This window comes from Mesorhizobium sp. L-8-3 (assembly GCF_016756615.1).
Classification (GTDB): domain Bacteria; phylum Pseudomonadota; class Alphaproteobacteria; order Rhizobiales; family Rhizobiaceae.
Genome location: NZ_AP023262.1, coordinates 1,804,089 through 1,826,695, shown reverse-complemented (window position 1 = coordinate 1,826,695; position 22,607 = coordinate 1,804,089). Strand labels below are relative to the sequence as shown.

The following is a 22,607-nucleotide window of genomic DNA, read 5'->3' as shown; positions in this document are numbered from 1 at the left end:
TCACCGGGAACGGCTGGCGGAGCCGGAGCATGATGCCGTTTTCAGGAGGCATCGAGGCGACGGCGAACGCCGCTCTGCTGCTGTCGATCGCAGCGGCGGTGCTCACCCTGTTCCAGGCCGAGCGGGAACCGAGCCTCCGCCGGTCGGCCGTGAAGACGCTTGCGGTGGCGCTTCTCGCCGTGATCTCCACCGTCGAACACGGACCGTTGCTGCTGACCGGCGCGCTGGTGCTGAGCGCGGCCGGCGACGCCTTCCTGTCGCGTATCGGCGAGCGCGCCTTTCTGGCCGGGCTCGGCAGCTTCCTCGCCGCGCATGTCCTTTACATCCTGCTTTTCGCCATGTCGGGCGGGGCCGGCATGCTGTTTTCCGATCTGTGGCGCCCGGTCCTGGCTGTAGCGATGGTTCTTCTGGCGGCGGCCATGGCGACGCTTCTTCTGCCGCGCGTCGAGCACGCGCTCAAAACGCCGATCGCGGTCTATGTCGCGGCCATCCTCGCCATGGGCCTCGCCGCGCTCACCACGCAGAGCCTCGCCGTCATTGCCGGAGCGACCCTGTTCATGGTCTCCGACGGCATATTGGCGACCGAGCGTTTCCTCACGGCCGGCGCTTCTCCTGTGCGGCTGCCGATGCGCTATGCCGTCTGGATCACCTACTATGCCGCGCAACTGCTGATCGCGCTGGGCATGCTGCTCGGCTGAGACGACAAGGCCGGGAGCGGACGGTGAGCGATCGAAGACAACATCCGGATGCGCGGGACTTCATCCGGGAAAAGCTGCATATCGTTTCCCCGCCCCTTCTGCCCGAACTGAGACTCCATGCGGCCCATTCCGGCAGCGGCCTGTGGCGCCTTGCCGCGGGGCCCGACGGCGGTGCCGACTCCGCACCGCCCTATTGGGCCTATCAATGGCCGGGCGGGATCGCGCTCGCCCGCTATCTGCTCGACATGCCCGAGATCGTGGCCGGCCTGTCCGTGCTCGACCTCGGCGCCGGATGCGGCGTCGTCGGCATCGCCGCCGCCAAGGCCGGCGCACGGCAGGTGACGGCCGCCGAAATCGATCGCAATGCCGTCGTCGCCCTCGGTCTCAATGCGATGCTGAACGAGGTCGACATCGCCACGCTTCCCGCAGACGTCATGGCCGGCCCGCCGCCTCCCGTCGATCTCGTGGCCGTCGGCGACCTCTTCTATGACAAGGCGCTGGCCAGGCGGGTGACGGCCTTCCTCGACCGCTGCCTCGCCGCGGGGATCGGCGTGCTTGTCGGAGATCCCGGACGGGTCCATCTGCCCCGGTCGCGGCTTCGGCTTCTGGCCGACTACGCCGTGCCCGATGTCGGCCAGGCAAGCGCCGGCGGATCGGGCGCCGTGTTCTCCTTCATTCCGGCCTGAAGCATATCTCCCGAAACTGTGCAGCGGTTTCGGGAAAAATACATGCGCTGATCAAGAACCTGCAGCGCGTCAGAACACGTCCTTGCGCTTGCGGATCTCGGCGAAGACCTCGGCGTCGCTCGCTTTCTCCATGCCCAGGTTCTTGCGGATGACGGGGTCGTGGCAGCGCAGGAACGGATTGGTCGCCAGTTCCAGGCCGATCGTGGTCGGCAGGGTCGGCTTGTCGGCGGCCCTTAGCTTGTTGACGTCGCCCGCCCGCTCGCGCAGCGCCGAATTGGTAGGGTCAATGGTCAGGGCGAACCGGGCATTGGCCTGGGTATATTCATGGCCGCAATAGACCGAGGTCTCCAGGGGCAGGGCTGCAAGCTTCTGGAGGGAGGCATGCATGACGGGCGGTTTGGCCTCGAACAACCGGCCGCAGCCCAGGGCGAACAGCGTGTCGCCGGTGAAAGCGACCGCCGATTGCGGAAAGTGATAGGAGACGTGGCCGGCGGTGTGGCCGGGCGTGGCGATCACGCGCACGGGCTGCCCGGCGAAGCGGATCTCCTGGCCGTCCGCGACGGTTTCGTCGATCCCGGGGATTTTCGACGCTTCGGCCGCCGGCCCGACTATCCTGAGCCCGAATTGCTGTTTCAGCACCAGATTCGCCTCGATATGGTCGCCGTGATGATGCGTCGTCAGGATGACAGTGGGCTTCCAGCCGGTGCGGCGGATGGCCTCGAAGATCGCCCGCTCCTCGGGAGCGTCGATCAGCGCCGTCTCACCGCTTTTCGGATCGTGCAGCAACACCCCGAAATTGTCGCTCCGGCACATGAATTGGTCGATCTCAAGGGACATCGCATTTCTCCTTTGCGGGCCGGACGATAGGAGCCACACCCTCGTCTGTCACCACTTTCTTGAAACATGCCGTGGGGGCCGCTACCGTCGCCCGGGATGAACTCTGATATCGTCGATCTCCGCTCCTTCTATGCGTCGGTGCTCGGCAGGCTGGCCGAGCAGTCGATCGCCGCCGCGCTGTCGGCGATCTGGGACAAGCTGCCCGGCGAACGGCTGGTCGGCCTCGGCTACACCTTGCCCTGGCTCGATCGTTTCGGGCCCGACGCGGAGCGCGTCTTCGCCTTCATGCCGGCGACCCAAGGCGCGGTGAAATGGCCGCCGGCCGGCCCCTCGGGGACAGCCCTGGTGTTCGACGAGGAACTGCCGCTGGTCGATTCGTCCGTCGACCGCATGCTGCTGGTCCATTCGCTTGAGCATGCCGAAAGCCCGCGAGAAACGCTGAAGGAGATCTGGCGCGTGCTGGCGCCCGCCGGCCAGGTCGTCATCGTGGTGCCCAACCGGCGCGGCATCTGGGCCCGCTTCGAACATACGCCCTTCGGCACCGGCCGACCCTTCTCGCGCACCCAGTTGAGCGACCTTCTGCGGGAAGCCAACTTCACGCCGGCGGCGTGGTCGGACGCCCTGCATTTTCCGCCGTCGCTGCGCCGCTTCGTGATGCGTTCGCACAATTTGCTGGAGCGGTCGGGACGCCGCTTCTGGCCGATCTTCTCGGGCGTGATCATCGTGGCGGCACAGAAACGCCTCTATCAGGGCCTGCCGGTGGCGCAACGTGCCTCGCGACGGGTCTTCGTACCGGTACTCACCCCACAGGGCGCGGGGCGGATCGCCTGACGCGGCCCAGCCGGCACAGGCCGGCCGGGTCAAATATGGATCGTTGCCGGCCTCGAGGGTGGCGGTCCGAAGATCTATGCCAGTTGCTGCGCAACCCGCATTGAAAGGACCGTTCCGATGACGGCTCAGACCGAGACCGCTTCCCGGGCACCGGGGGCCGCAACCGACGGAGGCAGCCTCGGGGCCCAGCTCGGCCTCATGTTGCGCGCCTTCATCACATCGCCGCTGCGCAACGTGATCCTGGTCATGGCTGCGACCAGCCTGGCGGTGATCGTGGCCACCGCCTTCGGCCAGATCCTTCTCAATCGTTGGAACCAGCCGTTCTACGACGCGATCGAACGGCGCAACCTCCCGGATTTCCTCTACCAGCTTCAGGTTTTCGCGATGATCGCGGCCGGCCTGCTGGCGCTCAACATCGCCCAGCAATGGCTGAATCAGATGGTGCGGCTGAAGCTGCGCGAAGGGCTGACCCTCGATTTGATCGGCGAATGGATGCGGCCGCGCCGTGCCTTCCGGCTCGCCAATGCCGGCGCCATCGGCGTCAACCCAGACCAGAGGATGCAGCAGGACGCCGGCCACCTGGCCGACCTGTCGACCGATCTGGGCTTCGGGCTGCTGCAGTCGTCGGTGCTTCTCGCCTCCTTCGTCGGCGTGTTGTGGTCGCTCTCAGCCGACTTCGTCTTCCATGTCGGCGACAAATCCCTCGAAATTCCCGGCTACATGGTCTGGGCCGCGATCCTCTATGCCGGCTCCGCCTCGGCCCTCAGCTGGCTCGTGGGACGACCGCTGATCGGCCTCAATAGCGATCGCTATGCACGCGAGGCCGATCTGCGCTTCTCGATGATGCGCGTCAACGAGAACATCGACGCGATTTCGCTGGCCGGCGGCGAAGCAGGCGAGCGGCGGCGGCTCGAATTCGACCTGGCGTCGCTGCTCGCCGCGATCCGCGGCATCTTCCGCGCCCAGATCCGCCTCGCCTGGGTGACCGACGGTTATGGCTGGTTCACGGTGGTCGCCCCCATCCTGGTGGCCGCGCCCGTCTATTTCGCGGGCGATCTGAGCTTCGGAGGCCTGATGATGGCCGTCGGCGCCTTCAACCAGGTGCATTCTTCCCTGCGCTGGTTCATCAACAATATCGGTGCCATTGCCGATTGGCGCGCCACGCTTCTGCGTGTTGCCGTGTTCCGCTCCGCCCTGATCGAGGCCGACGTCCTGCACGATGCGGAGAAGCGCCTCGAGTTCGCGACCAACGACGAGGACAAGCTGACCTTCGACGAACTCGAGATCGCCGCGCCCGGCGGCTGCACCAAGCTCGCCGAACCCCATATCGAGATCGGCGCCGGCGAGCACGTGGCCATCGGCGGCGATCCGCGCGCCGGCAAGACATTGTTCTTCCGGGCGATCGCCGGACTCTGGCCATGGGGCAGCGGGCGGGTCGGTCTGCCGAGCGGCGGGTCCATCGCCTTCGTGCCCAGGACGCCTTATTTTCCACCCGGCAAACTGCGCGACGTGCTTTCCTATCCGCAGGCCGATGGAACCTTCGAGGACGCGGAGATGAAGGCGGCGCTGGCACGCCTCGGGCTCGACCGGCTCGCCGGATCGCTGGACCAGGCGGCGCGCTGGGAGCGGATGCTGAGCGAGGACGAACAGCGCCTGCTGGCGCTGGCCAGGATCAGGCTGCAACGTCCGCGCTGGGTGATCCTCGACGAAGTGCTCGACACGATGGGCGGCGACACGCTGAAGCGTGCGCTCTCGCTGTTCCGTGACGATCTGCGCGAGACCGCGGTCGTCAGCGTCGGCAACGTCCACCGCAACGGCGACTTCTTCTCGCGCGTGGAGCATCTCGTCAAGGATACCGAGGGGCGCAGGCTCAGGACGGTGCGCTTCGGCGACGACGAGCGCCTGAGGACGGCGATGAAGGCACACGAGGAGGCCCGACCGACGGGGACCTGAACGCCGAACGACACGAGCGATGCGATCCGGACGTGGTCGCGCGCGAGGACTTTTTCTCGACACCGGGCGCTTTGCTTTGTATCAGCCTGCCGACCCGCAGGTTCCTAGACCCCGAAAGCAGCTTCCGATGGATGAGAATTCGCCTGGCGTCCGCCCCGTGCCGAGACAGGGCATCATGGACATCGCCGCCTATGTGCCCGGCAAGAGCAATGCGCCCGGCGTCGCGAAGATCCACAAGCTCTCGTCCAACGAGAACCCGCTCGGCGCTTCGCCCGCGGCCAAGGAGGCGGTGAGGCGCGTCGCCGAGAAGATGGAGTTCTACCCGGACGGCTCCGCCGCAAGGCTGCGCAAGGCAATAGCCGAGCGGCATGCGCTCAATCCGGAGAACATCATCTGCTCCAACGGCTCGGACGAGGTCATCGGGCTCTTGACGCAGACCTATCTCGGCCCCGGCGACGAAGGCGTTTTCACCGAGCACGGCTTCCTGGTCTACAAGATCTATATCCAGGCGGCGGGAGGCATGCCGGTCATTGCGAAAGAGACCGACCGGACGGCCGATGTCGACGCCATCCTCGCCGCGGTCACGCCGCGCACCAGGATCGTCTTCATCGCCAATCCCAACAACCCGACGGGCACTTACCTCCCCTTCGGCGAGATCAGGCGCCTGCATGCGGGCCTGCCCAGATCCGTATTGCTCGTGCTCGACGCGGCCTATGCCGAATATGTGCGCAAGAACGACTATGAGGCCGGCGTCGAGCTGGTCTCGTCGGCCGAGAATGTGGTGATGACCCGCACCTTCTCCAAGATCCACGGGCTTGGCGGCCTGCGCGTCGGCTGGGCCTACGGGCCCTCCCATGTGATCGACGCGCTCAACCGGGTGCGCGGCCCCTTCAATGTCAATGCCGCCGCGATCGAGGCAGGTATCGCGGCGATGGGCGACCGCGCCCATGTCGAGCGCACCGTGCTGCACAACGAAAAATGGCTGAACTGGCTCAGCGAGGAACTGCCCAGGCTCGGACTGTCGGTGACGCCGAGCGTCGGCAATTTCGTGCTCATCCATTTCCCCGAGGACGGCCGGCATTCGGCTGCGGCGGCCGACGACTATCTGTCGGCGCGCGGCTACATCTTGCGCCGCGTCGCGGCCTATGGCTTCCCCAACGCGCTGCGCATGACCGTGGGCAGCGAGGAAGCCAATCGCGGCGTGGTCGCCTCTCTCGCCGAATTCCTGAAAGCGTGACGACATGACGATACCCCTCTTCGAAAAGGTCGCCTTGATCGGCATCGGCCTCATCGGCTCCTCGCTGGCACGCGTGATCCGCCGCGAGCAGCTCGCCGGCCACGTCGCCATCGCCACGCGAAGCGCCGGCACGCTGGCGCGCGCCGAGGAGCTGAAGCTCGGCGATTCCTATTCGACCGACCTCGCCGAAGCGGTGCGGGACGCCGACCTGGTGATCGTCTCCGTGCCGGTCGGCTCTTCGGGCGCGGTCGCGGAAGCGATCGCTCCGGCCCTGAGGAAGGGGGCCATCGTCACCGATGTCGGCTCGACCAAAGCGTCCGTGATTGCGCAGATGGCGCCGCACATCCCGGCCGGCGTCCATTTCATCCCCGGCCATCCGCTCGCCGGCACGGAGAAATCGGGACCGGACGCCGGCTTCGCCGACCTCTTCGACAATCGCTGGTGCATCTTCACGCCGCTGCCCGGCACCGAGCCGGAGGCGCTGGAGAAGCTCTCCGAATTCTGGCGGCGCTGCGGCTCCAACATCGACACGATGGATCCGGCCCATCACGACATGACGCTCGCCATCGTCTCCCACCTGCCGCACATCATCGCCTACAACATCGTCGGCACGGCCGACGACCTGGAGACGGTGACCAAGTCCGAGGTCATCAAATATTCGGCCTCGGGTTTCCGCGACTTCACCCGCCTCGCCGCATCGGACCCGACCATGTGGCGCGACGTCTGCCTGCACAACAAGGATGCGATCCTCGAGATGCTTGCGCGCTTCTCGGAAGACCTCGCCTCGCTGCAGCGGGCAATCCGCTGGGGCGACGGCGAGAAGCTGTTCGATCTCTTCACCCGGACCCGCGCCATCCGGCGTTCGATCATCGAGGCCGGCCAGGAAATCGACGCGCCCGACTTCGGCCGCCAGGCGATCGAGCATCCGGCGAAGGCGTAGGTCGGCGTTACGCTCGTCTCGGCTTCGCGGGATTACCCCTCATCCGACCTCGCTTCGCGAGGCCACCTTCTCCCACAGGGGGCCCACAGGGGGAGAAGGGAACGCTTGCAGCAACGTCTCGGCCAGTCGCAAACGCTGGCGATTTGCAGCGCCGGCTAAACTGGACTCCAGCCTTCTCCCCCTGTGGGCTAGCGTGCGCACACATCTATCTGTGGTTGAAGGCTTCTGGCCAAGGCAAAACCCTCGGCGATGGCGTGGAAGCGTCGGAGGCCACGGGTGAATGTAATGGGGCCCGGGGGCCGTTCGCTGGCATAGCCGGTCCATCCGCCGAGCCGGGCAATGCCCCAGGCGGCCCAGGCGAGGCTGTGTCGGGGGTGCGGGTTCTTCTGCTTTTCGGTCCTGCCTTCGAGCCTGCGGATCAGCGCCTCGAGGACGGTGATCTCGGCCGGATCGAACAGCCGCGCCGCCTCGAAGGCGGCGCCGGCCGCATCGCGGCCATGGACGAGTTGCATGACCCTTGTGGCGGCGACCAGCGTGGTTGCAGCCAGTCGTTCGAGCGCCTCGCCGTCGGCAAGCAGGCTTTCCTCAACATCGATGGCCTGCGACTTCAGGGTTCGAAACAGCTGTTCGATGGTCCAGCGCCGGCGGTAGAGGTCGACGATGCGGGCGGCATCGGCCAGCGTGGTGACGCTGTGGGTGGTCAGCAGCCGCCAGATCACCGCCTCCTTGGGCGATGGCGGATCGATCTCGCGCACCTCCACGATGTTGAGGCTGAGCGAGCGCGGATCGCGCCGGTCGGCGCCGGTCTTGGGCTGGCGTATGCTGGCCTGGCCAAAGCGGACGGCGAGGGTGACGGTGCGTCCCGGCCGGCCGGGGCGGGCCTCCAGTTCGAAGACGAGACGGCCGGCTTCGGGCTGTTTGGCGATTTCGGCGAACAGGCGGCCGTGCTCGGCAAGCGCCCGATCCTTGGTGGCGCGGATCAGCACATGCGTGCGCGCGTCGGGCAGCCGGGCGAACACTTCGTAGATGTCGCCCTCGCGGTCGGCGATCACCGTGGCAAGCGGCGTCTCGGGCAAGGCCCGGCGCGCCGCCTGGGCGGTGGCGAGCCATTTGTGGCTTTCCTTGTCCTCGATCGGCAGCGCCTGATAGTTCGCCTGCTTGGGCTTGGTGCGCCGCCAGATCGTGGCACCGGCAAGGCCCAGCACGCTGCCGTCGGCGGCATCCACAGCCAGCGCCGGATGCACGAACAGGCCGACATCGGTGCCGTTGCCGACCCGGCCAAGGCCGCGCTTGCGCAAGGCCTTGGCCTGATAGTTGATCTCGCTGGTATCCTCGATGATCAGCACGTGACGCCCGGCCGCCGCTTCGCCGGCTCGGGCCGCCGCGGTGCGCAGGATCTCCAGCGGGCTCACGCGCGGATTGCCAAAGAAGCGCGTGAACGCGATCTTTTCGGCGCGTGTGTCGGCCAACTGACGCAGGCTCGTGCTGATCCGCGTGCATACGCGCTCCAGCACCATGTCCCCCTTTTTTGCAGGCGCAGGTCGCTGAAGTGTCCAAGACGCAACAGTGCCACAGTCGATGTCTCCCGAATCAACAACGGCAGATACAGAATCACAAACGATTCAACGGCTTCAAGCCACGATCACCACAAATCCCTCTTGACAGCACAACGAACCACTTGTGTGCACACGCTAGCCCCCTGTGGGAGGAGGTGGCCTCGCGAAGCGAGGTCGGATGAGGGGTAATGCAACGCGACGACAGCTGACTGTCTTCGCTTGAACCTATGATCACCGCGCCACTGGCGGCAGGTCGCCGAGCGGGATGAAGCCGAGCGTCGCCTTGCCCCTGACGATCCTGAGCGGCAGGGACGGCTCGCGACCGAGCAGAGCGAGGCCGGCCATGGCCGATTCGATCTGGGACCTGGCTTCCGGAAAGGCGCCGACAAGCAGGGCCGAGACGGCCGGAGGGTTGCGCAGCCTGATCGTCAGCGAGGCGTCGATCAGTCCGTCCGCCGCCACCGAGATCGGTCCGCTCACCGACACGCCACCTTCGCCCGACGAGAGATCGAGATTGCGGATTTCGGCCGAGCGCCCACGCAGGCCTCGCGCGCCGGACCGGATCAGCGCGACGCCGTCCTTGAGTGTGACATCGCCGCTGCCGTTGAGCATCGGCAAGGTGCGGCCGCCGGCGATCCCTGGGTCGATCTCCAGCTCCGTGAAATTCCCGGCCCAGTCCACATCGGTCCCGTTCGGCCGCAGATGCATCTCCGCCTTGCCCGCGCTGAACAGCGACACAGGATCGCCCTCCTCGGGATCGGTCATTCCGGACAGGCCGTCGGTCGCGACCGAGACACGTTCCGGCAATGGGGTTGCTATCCTCACGCTGGCGCGCAGGCTGTCCCAGTCGAGCCAGAGCGGCGCGATGCCGGGCGCCGACACACGGAGCGGGCCGTCAAGCTCGGCCACGGCCTTGCTCGGCTGGTAGACCTGGGCGGCCGAGCGCAGGCTGCCGGCAGCCGCGAACAGGCTCCGGCCGCCGTCCTCGTAGCCCAGGCTGTCGCAATAGAGGCCGATGCGGAACGGGAAGCCGCGCACGTTGAGATTGGCGCATTCAGCTGTCACGCCGTCCTTGTTGAGGTCCGCTACGGCCCTTGCGGCCTCCGCCTCCAGCCGGTCCGCCATATAGAACCAGCCGGCGCTGTAACCGCCGAACAGCACCACCACGAACACGGCCAACCACATTATGCGCCTGGAGTAGCTCGGCTTCTTCGTATCGCTTGACGTCATGTGGCGGCTCTCGCTAACCGTTGGCTTGCGTGCCCCGCGCTTCCGGACGGATGCGCGGGCACGCTCTGAAATCTCGATCTGCGCGGCATGTCCCGAAAATCGCTTCCGACTTTCGGACCGCAGCGGCAGGCCTGCGGCCCGTTTGCCGCGTCTGGATGTGGCTTGGCGATATGGGCGATTTTTGGGTTTTTGGCTACGGCTCGCTGATCTGGCGCCCGGGTTTCGCCCATGTCGAAACGCGACGCGCCCGCCTGCACGGGTTCCGGCGTTCGCTCTGCGTCTATTCCTGGGTCCATCGCGGCACGCCCGAGCGGCCCGGCCTCGTGCTCGGCCTCGATCGCGGCGGCTCCTGCGTCGGGCTGGCGTTCCGCGTGCCCGGCGAATTGCGCGACGAGGTGATCGGCTATCTGCGCGAGCGCGAGTTGGTCACCAATGTCTATTCGGAGCGCACGCTGCCGGTGAGGCTCGACGGCGGCGAGACGGTGACGGCCGTGTGCTACGTCGTCGATCGCGGGCACCGGCAATATGCCGGCAACCTGCATGCCGCCGAAGCCGCCGCCGTCGTCACGGGAGCGGCCGGCCAGTCCGGGGTGAACGAAGACTATGTGCATTCCACCCTCGCCCATCTGCGCGCGCTCGGCATCCGCGACCACTGGCTCGAGGATGTGGCCTCCCAGATCGGCGGCGGGCACGAATAGGCCGGGAACTCAATTCTTCGGCTGCACGCCGAGATCCTGCAACCGCTTCCGCGCCGTCTCGGGCAGCGGCGGCGGGTTCGGCCCGGTCGCGGCCTCGACCAGCAGCTCGTCGCAGCCGGCTTCGGTCTCCCGGATCAGCCGCTCCATGAACTCTTCCTTGCCGAGGCCCGGCGGGATCGGCGGCAGGAAACGCGCCTTGATGGTGCCGGGATAGCGCAGGAACTTGCGGCGAGGCCAATAGAGCCCGGCGGCATGGGCGACCGGCACCACCGGCACGCCCAGGCGGAAATAGAGCTCGACGATACCCCATTTGTAGGCCGGCTCCGCGCCCGGCGGGCGGCGTGTGCCTTCGGGATAGATGATCAGCTGGCGCGGGTTGCGGGCCAGCTCCTGCCGGGTCGCAGCCACAACAGCCTTCAGCGCCTTGGAGCGGCTGCCGCGATCAACCGGGATCATGCGCATCTTCATAATGTACCAGCCGAAGAACGGTATCCAGGTCAGCTCGCGCTTCAGGATGTAGAGCGCATCGGGGACATGCGGCAGGAACGCGATCGTGTCCCAGAAGGACTGGTGCTTCGGCGCGAGGATGTAGGAGCCCTCGGGGAGGTTGTCGACCCCCTGGATCTCGGTCCGGGCACCGGCCAGCTTCGCGTGCAGCCACAGGCTGGTGCGCACCCAGATTTTCGGCACGTACCAGGCCCGCCGGCGCTCCGCCAGGAAATAATAGGGCGTCCAGAATATCATCTGGACGATCAGGTTGAGGTAAAAGGCGACGTTGAACGCCAGCGAGCGGAGATAGAGCATCGGCCGCTGGTTACACCAAGCCCGCAAAAAGGAACAGTGGCTCAGCCCCCTGCGGTAGCCTGCGCGTCGACGACCGTGACCGGTTCGGCCACGCTGCGCAACGGCATGACCCCCCGCGCCAGCGCGGCGATGTATTTGGTGTATTCGGTGAACAGCACGCGCAACGCCGCCGGCTTCGTCATCCAGCCGCCCCCGTCGAGCCGGTGGTTGACCACCGGGTAGGGAAGAAGGTCCGCATTGGAAAGATAACGCCGCATCTCGAGCAGGCTGCGCGGCATGTGGTAGTTGTTGGTGACGAGGATCACGCGGCTGTAGGCGTGGCTCGACACCCATTTGGCGCTCTCCTCGGCATTGCCGATCGTGTCGAGCGCGGCATGGTCGATGTCGACGCAGCAGGAGAACAGCTTCTTGTCGCCGCCGGTCGCCGCCTGCAGGTCCCCGAGATCGGCCGCCGGATGGACGCCGCTGATCAGCAGCCGCTTGCCCTTGCCCGATTTCAACAGACTGACGGCGGCATCGATGCGCGACTGCCCGCCGGTGAGCACGATGATGGCGTCGGCTCTCTCGGGATCGTCGGGCGTGGACATGCCGCTGATATGGGTAGCGAACAGGCCGAAACCGCCGGCGAAGACGAGCCCCACGAGAAGAATCGCCCCGACCGAAAGCTTGAGTGCCGGAAGCTTGAATGCGGAGAAAACCCGACCGTCGCGCGCCTCTCCGGGCTGCGCCCCGATACCCTCTCCGGGCGTGGCCCGGTCGGATATGTCCTTCCCCTTCATGACGTGATGGTTAACCGCCAAATGCGGCGCTGGATAGGAAGATTTACCGTTTTCAGCCAAAATGCATTACAATTTGACATGATTCGTGATCAACTTTCCGGGACATGCCGTCATGTCTCCGGTCGGCCGCCCTCCATGTGGTTCAGATAGGCAACGACGGTGAAGTGCGAGGTAGCGGCGGTCAGGCCGGCGATGACCAGAACGATCAGCGCCACGCCCGCATAGCCCGCTGCGCCGATGGCGAAATTGCCGAAGAGCGCAGTCGCCTGATCCGCCTCCGGCGTCGCGAGATTCATCGACGACCAGAAGGAAAAGGCGATGAAGACCACGACCGCGGCCAGGCCGCCCGCCGCGGCGCCCTTCATGCCGGTGACCAGGAAGTGACGGCGGAACTCCGAGGCGATGAAGCCCGCCTCGGCGCCGACGAAATGCAGGACCTCGATGATATGGCCGTTGCCCGCCATGGCGCCGCGCGTGGCGAACACCACCGTGAGCACGGTCGCTGCCAGCATCAGCACCAGCACCGTCATGCCGATCGTCACCGTGGTGCGCGCCATTGCGACCAGCCGGTCGACCCAGGTGCGGTGGTCGTCGAGCGCCGCGGTGGGCAGTTCCGGCGCCAGCATCGCCCGCATGGCGGCGAAATCGGGCGGATTGTCCTCGTCGATCGTTACGATGACGAGGCGCGGCACCGGCAATTCATCGATGTCGAGGCCGGAACCGAGCCACGGCTCCAGGAGACGAGCGGTCGCGGCGCGGTCGACGATGCTGGTGCTCTTGACGCCGGCGAAACCCGAGGCGATGCGCGCCGCGGCCTGAAGTGCGGCGTCCATGTCGAGCCCGTCGGCCGGCTTGATCTGGATCGTCGCCTCGCGCGCGATCTGGTTCTCCCACACCGCCGCCGTGTCGCGCACCAGCGTCACCGCGCCGAGCGTCAGGCAGGAGAGGAAGGTCATGATGGCGATAACAAGCACCAGCGCGCGGCCGGCGACATTGTGCTCCGGCACGATCGGCGCGGCCTTGCGGCGAGGGGGCTGCGGTACATTCGCGACCGACAGCTCCGCTTGCTGCGGGATCTCGACGCGTTCAGTCATAGATGTCGAGCCTCCCGCCGGAAAGGATCATGCGGCGGGCGTCGACCTGCTCCATCAGGCCGACGTCGTGGGTGGCGATGACGACGGCGGTTCCCAGCCTGTTGAGCTCGAGGAACAGGCGCAGCAGCCGGCGCGCCAGCGGCGGATCGACATTGCCTGTCGGCTCATCAGCCAGGAGGATCTCCGGCTGCTCGATCAGCGCCCGGGCAATCGCGGCGCGCTGTTTCTCGCCGCCGGAAAGCACGGGGGGCAGCACATGCATGCGTTCGCCGAGACCTACCCATCTCAGCAGTTCGACCACGTCGTTGCGGTAGCTGACCTCCTCGCGGCCGCGCACGCGCAGAGGCAGCGAGACGTTCTCATAGGTGGTCATGTGATCGAGCAGCCGGAAATCCTGGAACACGACGCCGATGCGCCGACGGATCAGCGGCAGATCCTGCCGGGAAATGCGCGAACGATCCTTGCCGAAGACCGTGATCAGCCCCCGCGTCGGCTTCAGTGCCAGGAACAGCAGCCTGAGCAGCGTCGTCTTGCCGGCGCCCGACGGTCCGCTCAGGAACTGGAACGAGCGCTCGGGAATCTGGAAGGAAATGTCACGGAGGATTTCCGGACCCATTCCGTATCTGAGGCCGACATTCTCGAAGCGGATCACGTTGCTACAGCCTTGACGTTTCCCGGCGCCGCAAAGCGGCCCGGTCATGTTTGGACCATCGGCCCGCATGGTTAACCATTGGTTAATTTCGGGCCGCTCGGGAGCTTCCGATCGGGAAACGTTAACCATTTCGGGCTACGTCCTGCCGATGAGAGCATGTCCTGACAACAGGATGACGGGCCATATGGCCGACCATTGGAACGCACGCCCGGTTTCGGGCGAAATCATGACGGCGCCGAGTACCGCCGCGCCCGACCTGCGTGCCCGCCCGGAACGCAGTGCCGATATCATCGATGCCCGGTTCGCGCCCGTCGTCTCCGTCGGCCGCACCGGGGATCGCGCCACGACCGCGGGGCAAGCGGCCGTTTCGCCGTCCCGGGGCTTGGATGTGCTGCGCAGCGCCAGGCCGACAACCGAACGGGCCGGTGGCGGCGGGCCGTTCTTCCTGCTCGGCGTCGTGACGCTTGCCGCCGCCGCGTTCTGGATCTCGGGCGGCCACGCGCTCGTCCCCGCGGAATTCGCCTCGGCCGTGTTCCGGCCATGATCAATCCGCATTGCATCGTCCGGCCGGACGGCCTATGCGGCAGGTCTGGCCGGATCCGTCCCCGGCGAATGACATGACCCAGATTGACCACGGTCCAAGGAGAACGCGATGCCGGTGGTACGAGGCAAGGAAATCGAGGTGCTGTTCAGCGCCTCCGAGATCGCCCGCCGCAATCTCGAGCTCGCCGAGGAGATAGGGAAGCGCGACTACCACGACCTTCTGGTCATCGCGATCCTCAAAGGCTCCTTCATCTTTGCGGCCGACCTTATCCGCGCCATGCACGACACCGGGCTTTCGCCCGAGGTCGAGTTCATCTTCATCTCGAGCTACGGTGCCGGCACGACCAGCGGCGAGGTCAGGGTGCTGCGCGACATCGACAATGAAGTGCAGGGGCGCGACGTGCTTCTGATCGACGACATCCTGGAATCGGGCAAGACGCTGAAATTCACGCGCGAGCTGATGCTGTCGCGCGGCGCCAGGAGCGTGTCGATCGCGGTGCTGCTCGACAAATATACGCGGCGCCAGACCGAGCTCGACGCCGATTTCACCGGCTTCCAATGTCCCGACTATTTCGTCGTCGGTTACGGCATGGACGTGGCGCACGCGTTCCGCGAACTGCCGTTCGTCGGCGTGGTGAAGGGCGACGCCTGACGCATCGCCCCGATGTTCAGGAAACGTCAAGACTTCGCGGGAAATATCCCGCCATGGCAAGAATCCTGATCGTCGAGGACGACGACTCCGTCCGCTCCTTCACCGCACGCGCGCTCGCCGCGGCCGGCCACAGCGTCGACACCGCCGAGGACGGCGAGGTCGGGCTCGACCGAATCACCGCCCATGCCGGCGGCTACGATCTCGTGCTCTCCGACATCCGCATGCCCGTGATGGACGGGATCGAAATGGCCAAGAAGGCGGCCGGGGCCTATCCCGGACTGAAGATCCTGCTCATGACCGGCTATGCCGAGCAACGCGAGCGCGCCGCCGAACTGTCGGCGATCGTGCTCGACGTGGTGCAGAAGCCTTTCTCGCTCGCCGAGATCCGGCAGGGGGTCGCCCGCGCCATCGCCTGAGTTCGCGTCTCCAGCAGCGCTCGACCTGACCGCTCGGCGGTATTTGTGCCCCGCGAAGACGGGCTTCCATCACAGCAGGAATGGGCTCTCCCGCGCAAGGTTGTACTCTTCGAGATTGCTACGAAGAATAGAATTCGGATGGCAGTTGAAAGGCAACGCCGTAAAAGCGCTGCGTTCAGGCTATCAAGCAAATCTCACATAAGAGCCGCACGGCGCGGCGCGATTAATCAAAGCTTTACCGAAACCAAGCAAGTGTTCGGTGACCGTCGCTTCGGGCGACCGCACCGACAACACCGATCCCCGTTCCATCGTCACGCCATGGAGGGTTCCCCGGTCTTGACCGCGGGCGGAGCCGCTTGGGCATTCCGGATCGGGCCGGCCATGAAGGCCTTCCCGCAACCACCGGCTCCGGCCGGCCATGAGGGCCGACCGGCAACGATGAGCTGGGGAAGTTCTGTGCTCACCAATCTGAAAATCTCGCGAAAGCTGGCACTCGCCTTCTTCGCACTCATCGCCACGATCGGAGCCATGAGCGGCGCGGCGCTCTGGAACATGTCGACGATCTCCCAGGCGCAGCATGCCGCCGAAGAATCGAAGGCGACGGCCGGAACCGCGCTTCTGGCGCGCATGGCGCTGGCGCGGGTCGAGAACTCCTATCGCGGCCTGCTCCTGTCGGGCGACGCCTATTACGTCAGCCGCATCGAGAAGCATGGGAACACGCTGAAGAAGGAACTCGCCGCGCTTCGGACCTTGCGGGCCGACGATGCCGAGATCCTTGCGCTCGCCGACAAGGCGGAGCAAGCGCTGGCGATCTACCAGAAGGACGTGATCGCCGCCGGGCAGAAGCTGGCAGCGGATCCGATGACCCGCGACCAGGCGGTCAGGATGGTCGGCCCCGACGGCCCGGCCGACGCGCTGATCGCGCCCATCGAGGACGCGCTCGACAGCGTCATCGAACTGGGGACGACGGCCAACCAGGCGTCCTCGGTACAGCAGCAGGTCGAGGTCGACCGCGCTTCCGTCGCCCTCTATGTCGGCCTGGTGGCTGCGCTGCTCATCGCAGCCGGCGTATGGTGGCTTCTCACCCGCCTGATCGCCGCGCCGATCAACGCGCTCACAGCCGCCATGGGCCGCCTGGCTGCCGGCGACAATGCGACCGAGGTGCCGGCGACCGGACGCCGCGACGAGATCGGCCAGATGGCCGGGGCCGTCCAGGTGTTCAAGGACGCCCAGATCGCCAAGGTGCGGCTGGAGGCCGAGGCGGTCGAGACACGCGCCGGGGCCGACGCCGATCGCGCCCGCAGCGAGGCGGAGAAGGCGCGCGAGGCGGCCGAGGACCGCGTCGCGGTGTCGGCTCTGGCCGCCGGCCTGTCGCGGCTCGCCGAGGGCGACCTCTCCTACCGTATCACCGAGGCCTTCGCGCCGAAGGCCGAGCAGCTCAAGACCGACTTCAACCGCGCGATCGCAGAGCTGCAGGCGACCATGGCGACCATCCATGGCGCCGTCGGCGCCATGACCACCGGCACCAGCGAGATCAGCCAGGCCGCCGACGACCTGTCGCGCCGTACCGAGCAGCAGGCGGCAAGCCTCGAGGAGACCGCGGCCGCCCTCGCAGAGGTCACCGGCACGGTCAGGAAGACGGCCGAGGGCGCCCGCCAGGCCGCCCGCGTCACCGGCGAGGCGCGCGAAGGCGCCGAGAAGTCCGGCGAAGTCGTCCGCGAGGCGATATCGGCCATGGCCCAGATCGAGAAGTCGTCCGAGCAGATCTCGCAGATCATCGGCGTCATCGACGAGATCGCCTTCCAGACCAACCTCCTGGCGCTCAATGCCGGCGTCGAGGCCGCCCGCGCCGGCGAGGCCGGTAAGGGTTTCGCCGTGGTCGCCTCGGAAGTCCGGGCGCTCGCGCAGCGTTCGGCCGAAGCCGCCAAGGAGATCAAGTCGCTGATCTCGACCTCGACCCAGCAGGTCGAGCAGGGCGTCGGCCTCGTCGGCCAGACCGGCACCGTGCTGCAGCATATCGCGGCCCAGGTGACGGAGATGAGCACGCTGGTCGCCGAGATCGCGTCCTCCGCGCATGAGCAGTCCACCGCGCTCGGCGAGGTGAACGTCGCCATCAACCAGATGGACCAGGTGACCCAGCAGAACGCCGCCATGGTGGAACAGTCGACCGCCGCCAGTCACTCGCTGGCCCAGGAGGCGGGCCAGTTGTCGCGGCTCGTGGCGAAGTTCACGCTTGGCGCCGACGCGGCGCGCCCCGCACAGGCTCAGCCGGTCGCAAGGATGCAGCCCGCCGCGAAGCCCGTCGCCGCGCTGAAGACTGTCTCGACCGGAAGGGGATCTGCGGCACTCGCGCCGCAGGCGGACCCCGACGGCTGGGAAGAGTTCTGAGCATTCTGCAAAGGATCCGGCGGCCCGCTTCAGGCGGGCCGCTCGCTTTTTGAGCGGGCGGAATTCTCCGGCATTTAATTGAACCTTTACCGAACTGAAGCAAGATCGGTGGCGAAGGTTGCCTTGGGCGGGCAGGCCGACAGCACCACGTGATTCACCAGAAAGCGGGTCGGAACTTTCCGATCCTCGTCGTGGTACCGTTCGCCATACGCCCCAGACACCGATCGATCGGAATTCGAGGGGGCTTCCATGAAATCTTTCCGCATTTCGACCAGGCTGTATTTGCTGGTCGCGCTGACGCTCGCGATAACAGCGTGCGTCGTAGTATTCAATGTGTTCGAGGCCCATCACAGCCTCGTCGACGAACGCAAGGCAATGCTGTCCGCGATGAACGAGAATGCGGTGAGCATCTTCGACGCCTACCACAAGCTCGAAGCCGCCGGCACCATCAGTCGCGAAGAGGCGCAGGCGCGCGCTATGGCGGCGATCAAGCCGATGCGCTATCAGGGCAACGGCTACTTCTGGATCAACGACATGAACCAGAAGATGATCATGCATCCTATCAAGCCGGAAATGGACGGCACCGATCAATCCGCGATGGAGGATGCCCATGGCAAGCCGCTGTTCGCCGAGATGGTCGCGATCGTCAAGGCGCAGGGCAAGGGATTCGTCGATTATTACTGGCCGAAGCCGGGATTCGAGGAGCCGGTGCTGAAATATTCCCACGTGGCCGGTTTCGCGCCGTGGGGCTGGATCGTCGGCACGGGTGTCTACAGTGACGATCTTTCGGCCATGTTCTGGAGCAATGCCACGGTTTCCGGCGGCGCTCTGCTGCTGGGCGTGCTGGTTTCCCTGGCGGCCGCCTTCCTTTCGGTCCGCAGCGTCACCCAGCCGATCAACGCCCTGACTTCGGCCATGGGCAGGCTCGCCACCGGGGACCATTCGACCGAGGTGCCGGCGACCGGACGCCGCGACGAGATCGGCCAGATGGCCGGGGCCGTCCAGGTGTTCAAGGACGCCCAGATCGCCAAGGTGCGGCTGGAGGCCGAGGCGGTCGAGACACGCGCCGGGGCCGACGCCGATCGCGCCCGCAGCGAGGAGGAGAAGGCGCGCGAGACGGAACAAGACCGCGTCGCGATATCCTCCCTGGCCGCCGGCCTGTCGCGGCTCGCCGAGGGCGACCTCTCCTACCGTATCACCGAGGCCTTCGCGCCGAAGGCCGAGCAGCTCAAGACCGACTTCAACCGCGCGATCGCAGAGCTGCAGGCGACCATGGCGACCATCCATGGCGCCGTCGGCGCCATGACCACCGGCACCAGCGAGATCAGCCAGGCGGCCGACGACCTGTCGCGCCGTACCGAGCAGCAGGCGGCAAGCCTCGAGGAGACCGCGGCCGCCCTCGCCGAGGTCACCGGCACGGTCAGGAAGACGGCCGAAGGCGCCCGCCAGGCGGCCCGCGTCACCGGCGAGGCGCGTGAAGGCGCCGAGAAATCCGGTGAGGTCGTCCGCGAGGCGATATCGGCCATGGCCCAGATCGAGAAGTCGTCCGACCAGATCTCGCAGATCATCGGCGTCATCGACGAGATCGCCTTCCAGACCAACCTCCTGGCGCTCAATGCCGGCGTCGAGGCCGCCCGCGCCGGCGAGGCCGGTAAGGGTTTCGCCGTGGTCGCCTCGGAAGTCCGGGCGCTCGCGCAGCGTTCGGCCGAAGCCGCCAAGGAGATCAAGTCGCTGATCTCGACCTCGACCCAGCAGGTCGAGCAGGGCGTCGGCCTCGTCGGCCAGACCGGCACCGTGCTGCAGCATATCGCGGCCCAGGTGACGGAGATGAGCACGCTGGTCGCCGAGATCGCGTCCTCCGCGCATGAGCAGTCCACCGCGCTCGGCGAGGTGAACGTCGCCATCAACCAGATGGACCAGGTGACCCAGCAGAACGCCGCCATGGTGGAACAGTCGACCGCCGCCAGTCACTCGCTGGCCCAGGAGGCGGGCCAGTTGTCGCGGCTCGTGGCGAAGTTCACGCTTGGCGCCGACGCGGCGCGCCCCGCACAGGCTCAGCCGGTCGCAAGGATGCAGCCCGCCGCGAGGCCCGTCGCCGCGCTGAAGACGGTCTCGACCGGCAGGGGATCTGCGGCACTCGCGCCGCAGGCCGACCCCGACGGCTGGGAAGAGTTCTGATGGCACCGGCGGTCGATCTCGTCGACCGCCGAACAGCGAATCAGCGGGAGGCGGCCTCTTCGGCCGCCTTCCTTATCGCAGTCGAGGACAGGGACGACCTCGGCCCGTGGATGAAGGTCCAGGCCGGCGCCCTGGCGCGGGCGAGGCGGGGCGCTTCGAGCTCGTCGATGCGCGCATAGTCGAAAGTCTTGGCCACCACCGACGAGAGGAATGACAGCGTCGCGCCCGGCCGGTCGATCACGGCGATCGGGAAGGTCATCACGATGTCGCGCCAGCGCTGCCACCGATGGAAGTCGCGCAGGCTGTCGGCGCCCATGATCCACACGAAATCGACGCCGGGGTTGCGGGCCTTCACGAGGGCCAGCGTGTCGGCCGTATAGCGGACATGATGCGCCGCCTCGAAGGCGGTGACCTTGATGCGCGGATCCCGCGCGATCGTCTCGGACCAGCGGATGCGCTCGGCGAGCGGCGCAAGCTCCCTTTTGCTCTTCAGCGGATTGCCGGGGGTGACGATCCACCAGAGCTGGTCGAGCCTGAGGCGACGCAGTGCAATCTCCGCTGCCAGCGCATGGCCGCCATGCGGCGGATTGAAGGAGCCGCCGAACAACCCAACCGCCCGGCCGCGCGGCGCGTGCGGCATCTTGAGATACCGCGCATGGACCCCGGTGAAAGACGATGCGCCGTCGCTCAAAATTGATTGCGCCTACCGCGCTGACATTTTGGCAATGGCCCCTGCCATGAAAATAGGGCGGAAAGCCTTTTGATTTCAGTCGGATAGGGTTTCGCCTGATACCCCTCTCTGTCCTGCCGGACATCTCCCCCACAAGGGGGGAGACCGGCAGTCATCGATGACGGCACTCGTCCTGCGAGGTTGACGATTGGCGAAATCCAAGCGGCCGGCCTATCTCCCCCCTTGTGGGGGAGATGTCCGGCAGGACAGAGAGGGGTGCGAAGACACGCCGCACTTTCATCCATGATGGCGCCCGGTGACCGGCGGTGGGTCTCATCCGACCGCGCCGAGCCTGTCCTCGGGCTTTCGCGCCAGCGGGCATGGGCCACGATGTTGCGCGCTCCCACGGTCGATCTCATCGACCGCGGATATGATTTGGTGGGCGAAGCTGGCCGATCTCGAACAGAGACCGCACGAAGACCGATCACGGCCGCGTCTGCCCCGACCCGCGCACGCGATATTTGAACGACGTCAGTTGCTCGACGCCCACCGGCCCGCGTGCGTGCATCTTGCCGGTGGCGATGCCGATCTCCGCGCCCATGCCGAACTCGCCGCCGTCGGCGAACTGCGTCGAGGCATTGTGCAAAAGGATCGCCGAATCGATCTCGTTGAAGAAGCGTTCGGCCGCCGCCTGATCCTCCGCGACGATCGCCTCGGTGTGGTGGGACGAATAGGTCTCGATATGGTCGATCGCGCCGGCCACGCCGTCGACCAGCTTCGCCGAGATGATGGCATCGAGATATTCGGTCCGCCAGTCCGCCTCCGTGGCCGGCTTCGCCGCAGGAAACGCGGCGACGACCTCTTCGCTGCCGCGGATTTCGCAGCCGGCCGCGGCGAGCGCGTCGAGCACCGGCACGAGATGGGTCGCAGCGACGGCTCGGTCGACCAGCAGCGTCTCTGCCGAGCCGCAGATACCGGTGCGGCGCATCTTGGCGTTGACGGCGATCGTCACGGCCATGTCGAGTTCGGCCGAACGATCGATGTAGAGATGGCAGATGCCTTCGAGATGGGCGAAGACGGGCACCCTCGCCTCGGTCTGCACCCGGCCGACGAGGCTCTTGCCGCCGCGCGGCACGATGACGTCGAGATTGCCGTCGAGGCCCTTCAGCATCTCGCCGACGGCGGCGCGATCGGTGACGGGCACGAGTTGGATCGCCGCTTCCGGCAATCCCGCCGCCTTCAAGCCTTCGACGAGGCAGGCATGGATCGCGGCCGAGGAATTGGCCGAATCCGAGCCGCCGCGCAGGATGACCGCGTTGCCGGCCTTGAGGCAGAGCGCGCCGGCATCGGCCGTCACGTTCGGACGGCTCTCGTAGATCACCCCGATCACGCCGAGCGGGGTGCGCACGCGCTCGATCTCGAGCCCATTCGGCCGCTGCCAGGCGACTATGACCCGGCCGACCGGATCCTCCAGCGCGGCGATGGCGCGGATGCCTTCGGCCATGTCGCGGATGCGGGCAGGCGTAAGCTTCAGCCGGTCGAGGAAGGAGCCGGCGAGACCCGCCTCAACGCCGTTCGTCATGTCGATGGCATTGGCTTCCAGGATCGCCGCTTCGTTGCGCAGGATCGCATCGGCCATGGCGTCGAGGGCCGCATTCTTGGCCGATGTCGGGGCGATCGCCAGCGGTCGCGCGGCGGCGCGCGCAGCGCGGCCGATCCCGGCCATCAGTTGAACGACGTCCGCGGCGTGCTTGTCGAGCATGGC

Annotated in this window: 21 protein-coding genes; 12 read left to right on the top strand and 9 right to left on the bottom strand. The window is 66.7% G+C overall.

The genetic code is table 11. The features are described 5' to 3' along the window. Positions 1–29: 29 nt before the first annotated feature. On the top strand, positions 30–698 hold the full coding sequence (locus JN302_RS08525) for a lysoplasmalogenase (RefSeq protein ID WP_202332591.1): 669 nt from the start codon (positions 30–32) through the stop codon (positions 696–698). A 23-nt stretch (positions 699–721) separates the two neighbouring features. Next, on the top strand, positions 722–1,384 hold the full coding sequence (locus JN302_RS08520; protein ID WP_202332590.1) for a class I SAM-dependent methyltransferase: 663 nt from the start codon (positions 722–724) through the stop codon (positions 1,382–1,384). 69 nt (positions 1,385–1,453) lie between these two features. On the opposite strand, the gene gloB is transcribed toward JN302_RS08520, so the two are convergent. After that, entirely contained in the window at positions 1,454–2,221 is a 768-nt protein-coding gene (gene gloB, locus JN302_RS08515) for a hydroxyacylglutathione hydrolase (protein ID WP_202311220.1), read from the bottom strand. Between the two features lie 96 nt (positions 2,222–2,317). Between gloB and JN302_RS08510 the strand changes: the two genes are divergently transcribed. The 4 genes from JN302_RS08510 to JN302_RS08495 all read left to right on the top strand — a co-directional run bounded on the left by JN302_RS08510 (position 2,318) and on the right by JN302_RS08495 (position 7,182). Further along, positions 2,318–3,052, top strand: a complete 735-nt coding sequence (locus JN302_RS08510; protein WP_202332589.1) for a class I SAM-dependent methyltransferase — start codon at positions 2,318–2,320, stop codon at positions 3,050–3,052. A gap of 117 nt (positions 3,053–3,169) precedes the next feature. Next, complete coding sequence (locus JN302_RS08505) at positions 3,170–5,005, top strand: ABC transporter ATP-binding protein/permease (RefSeq protein WP_202332588.1); 1,836 nt, start codon at positions 3,170–3,172, stop codon at positions 5,003–5,005. Positions 5,006–5,132: 127 nt separating this feature from the next. Further along, positions 5,133–6,242 (top strand): histidinol-phosphate transaminase, encoded by a 1,110-nt coding sequence (gene hisC / locus JN302_RS08500; protein WP_202332587.1) that lies wholly within the window; start codon positions 5,133–5,135, stop codon positions 6,240–6,242. A 4-nt stretch (positions 6,243–6,246) separates the two neighbouring features. Further along, positions 6,247–7,182 carry a prephenate/arogenate dehydrogenase family protein gene (locus JN302_RS08495; RefSeq protein WP_202332586.1) on the top strand — a complete coding sequence of 312 codons (936 nt, stop codon included), beginning with the start codon at positions 6,247–6,249 and terminating at the stop codon, positions 7,180–7,182. A gap of 188 nt (positions 7,183–7,370) precedes the next feature. On the opposite strand, the gene JN302_RS08490 is transcribed toward JN302_RS08495, so the two are convergent. Next, the gene (locus JN302_RS08490; protein ID WP_202331169.1) at positions 7,371–8,699 is read right to left on the bottom strand and encodes an IS4 family transposase; all 1,329 of its coding nucleotides are present in this window, start codon (positions 8,697–8,699) and stop codon (positions 7,371–7,373) included. 270 nt (positions 8,700–8,969) lie between these two features. Beyond that, positions 8,970–9,968 carry a DUF2125 domain-containing protein gene (locus JN302_RS08485; RefSeq protein WP_202311214.1) on the bottom strand — a complete coding sequence of 333 codons (999 nt, stop codon included), beginning with the start codon at positions 9,966–9,968 and terminating at the stop codon, positions 8,970–8,972. A 170-nt stretch (positions 9,969–10,138) separates the two neighbouring features. Here JN302_RS08485 and JN302_RS08480 point away from each other — a divergent pair, with 170 nt between their 5' ends. Beyond that, positions 10,139–10,666, top strand: a complete 528-nt coding sequence (locus JN302_RS08480; protein WP_202332585.1) for a gamma-glutamylcyclotransferase — start codon at positions 10,139–10,141, stop codon at positions 10,664–10,666. A gap of 9 nt (positions 10,667–10,675) precedes the next feature. On the opposite strand, the gene JN302_RS08475 is transcribed toward JN302_RS08480, so the two are convergent. From JN302_RS08475 to ftsE, 4 genes are all read right to left on the bottom strand, one after another. Next, a complete protein-coding gene (locus JN302_RS08475; RefSeq protein ID WP_202332584.1) occupies positions 10,676–11,470 on the bottom strand; it encodes a lysophospholipid acyltransferase family protein in 795 nt (264 codons plus the stop codon). A 41-nt stretch (positions 11,471–11,511) separates the two neighbouring features. Then, positions 11,512–12,249 carry a YdcF family protein gene (locus JN302_RS08470; protein ID WP_202332583.1) on the bottom strand — a complete coding sequence of 246 codons (738 nt, stop codon included), beginning with the start codon at positions 12,247–12,249 and terminating at the stop codon, positions 11,512–11,514. 110 nt (positions 12,250–12,359) lie between these two features. Next, a complete protein-coding gene (locus JN302_RS08465; RefSeq protein WP_202311208.1) occupies positions 12,360–13,343 on the bottom strand; it encodes a cell division protein FtsX in 984 nt (327 codons plus the stop codon). Further along, positions 13,336–13,995 carry a cell division ATP-binding protein FtsE gene (gene ftsE / locus JN302_RS08460; RefSeq protein WP_202311207.1) on the bottom strand — a complete coding sequence of 220 codons (660 nt, stop codon included), beginning with the start codon at positions 13,993–13,995 and terminating at the stop codon, positions 13,336–13,338. The genes JN302_RS08465 and ftsE overlap by 8 nt, the downstream gene beginning before the upstream one ends. A 184-nt stretch (positions 13,996–14,179) precedes the next feature. Here ftsE and JN302_RS08455 point away from each other — a divergent pair, with 184 nt between their 5' ends. From JN302_RS08455 to JN302_RS08435, 5 genes are all read left to right on the top strand, one after another. After that, entirely contained in the window at positions 14,180–14,539 is a 360-nt protein-coding gene (locus JN302_RS08455; RefSeq protein WP_202332582.1) for a hypothetical protein, read from the top strand. A gap of 108 nt (positions 14,540–14,647) precedes the next feature. Further along, positions 14,648–15,190 (top strand): hypoxanthine phosphoribosyltransferase, encoded by a 543-nt coding sequence (gene hpt, locus JN302_RS08450; protein ID WP_202311205.1) that lies wholly within the window; start codon positions 14,648–14,650, stop codon positions 15,188–15,190. A 53-nt stretch (positions 15,191–15,243) separates the two neighbouring features. After that, on the top strand, positions 15,244–15,606 hold the full coding sequence (locus JN302_RS08445) for a response regulator (RefSeq protein WP_202332581.1): 363 nt from the start codon (positions 15,244–15,246) through the stop codon (positions 15,604–15,606). Between the two features lie 381 nt (positions 15,607–15,987). Continuing rightward, positions 15,988–17,994, top strand: coding sequence for a methyl-accepting chemotaxis protein (locus JN302_RS08440; RefSeq protein WP_202332580.1), 2,007 nt, complete (start codon positions 15,988–15,990; stop codon positions 17,992–17,994). Between the two features lie 249 nt (positions 17,995–18,243). After that, on the top strand, positions 18,244–20,172 hold the full coding sequence (locus JN302_RS08435; RefSeq protein WP_202332579.1) for a methyl-accepting chemotaxis protein: 1,929 nt from the start codon (positions 18,244–18,246) through the stop codon (positions 20,170–20,172). 40 nt (positions 20,173–20,212) lie between these two features. Here JN302_RS08435 and JN302_RS08430 read toward each other — a convergent pair whose 3' ends face one another. Together JN302_RS08430 and JN302_RS08425 are read right to left on the bottom strand one after the other, a co-directional pair. Next, positions 20,213–20,812 carry a nicotinate-nucleotide adenylyltransferase gene (locus JN302_RS08430; RefSeq protein WP_202311200.1) on the bottom strand — a complete coding sequence of 200 codons (600 nt, stop codon included), beginning with the start codon at positions 20,810–20,812 and terminating at the stop codon, positions 20,213–20,215. Positions 20,813–21,326: 514 nt separating this feature from the next. Next, positions 21,327–22,604: a glutamate-5-semialdehyde dehydrogenase gene (locus JN302_RS08425; protein WP_202332578.1), complete on the bottom strand. Its 1,278-nt coding sequence runs from the start codon at positions 22,602–22,604 to the stop codon at positions 21,327–21,329. Between the last annotated feature and the right edge of the window lie 3 nt (positions 22,605–22,607).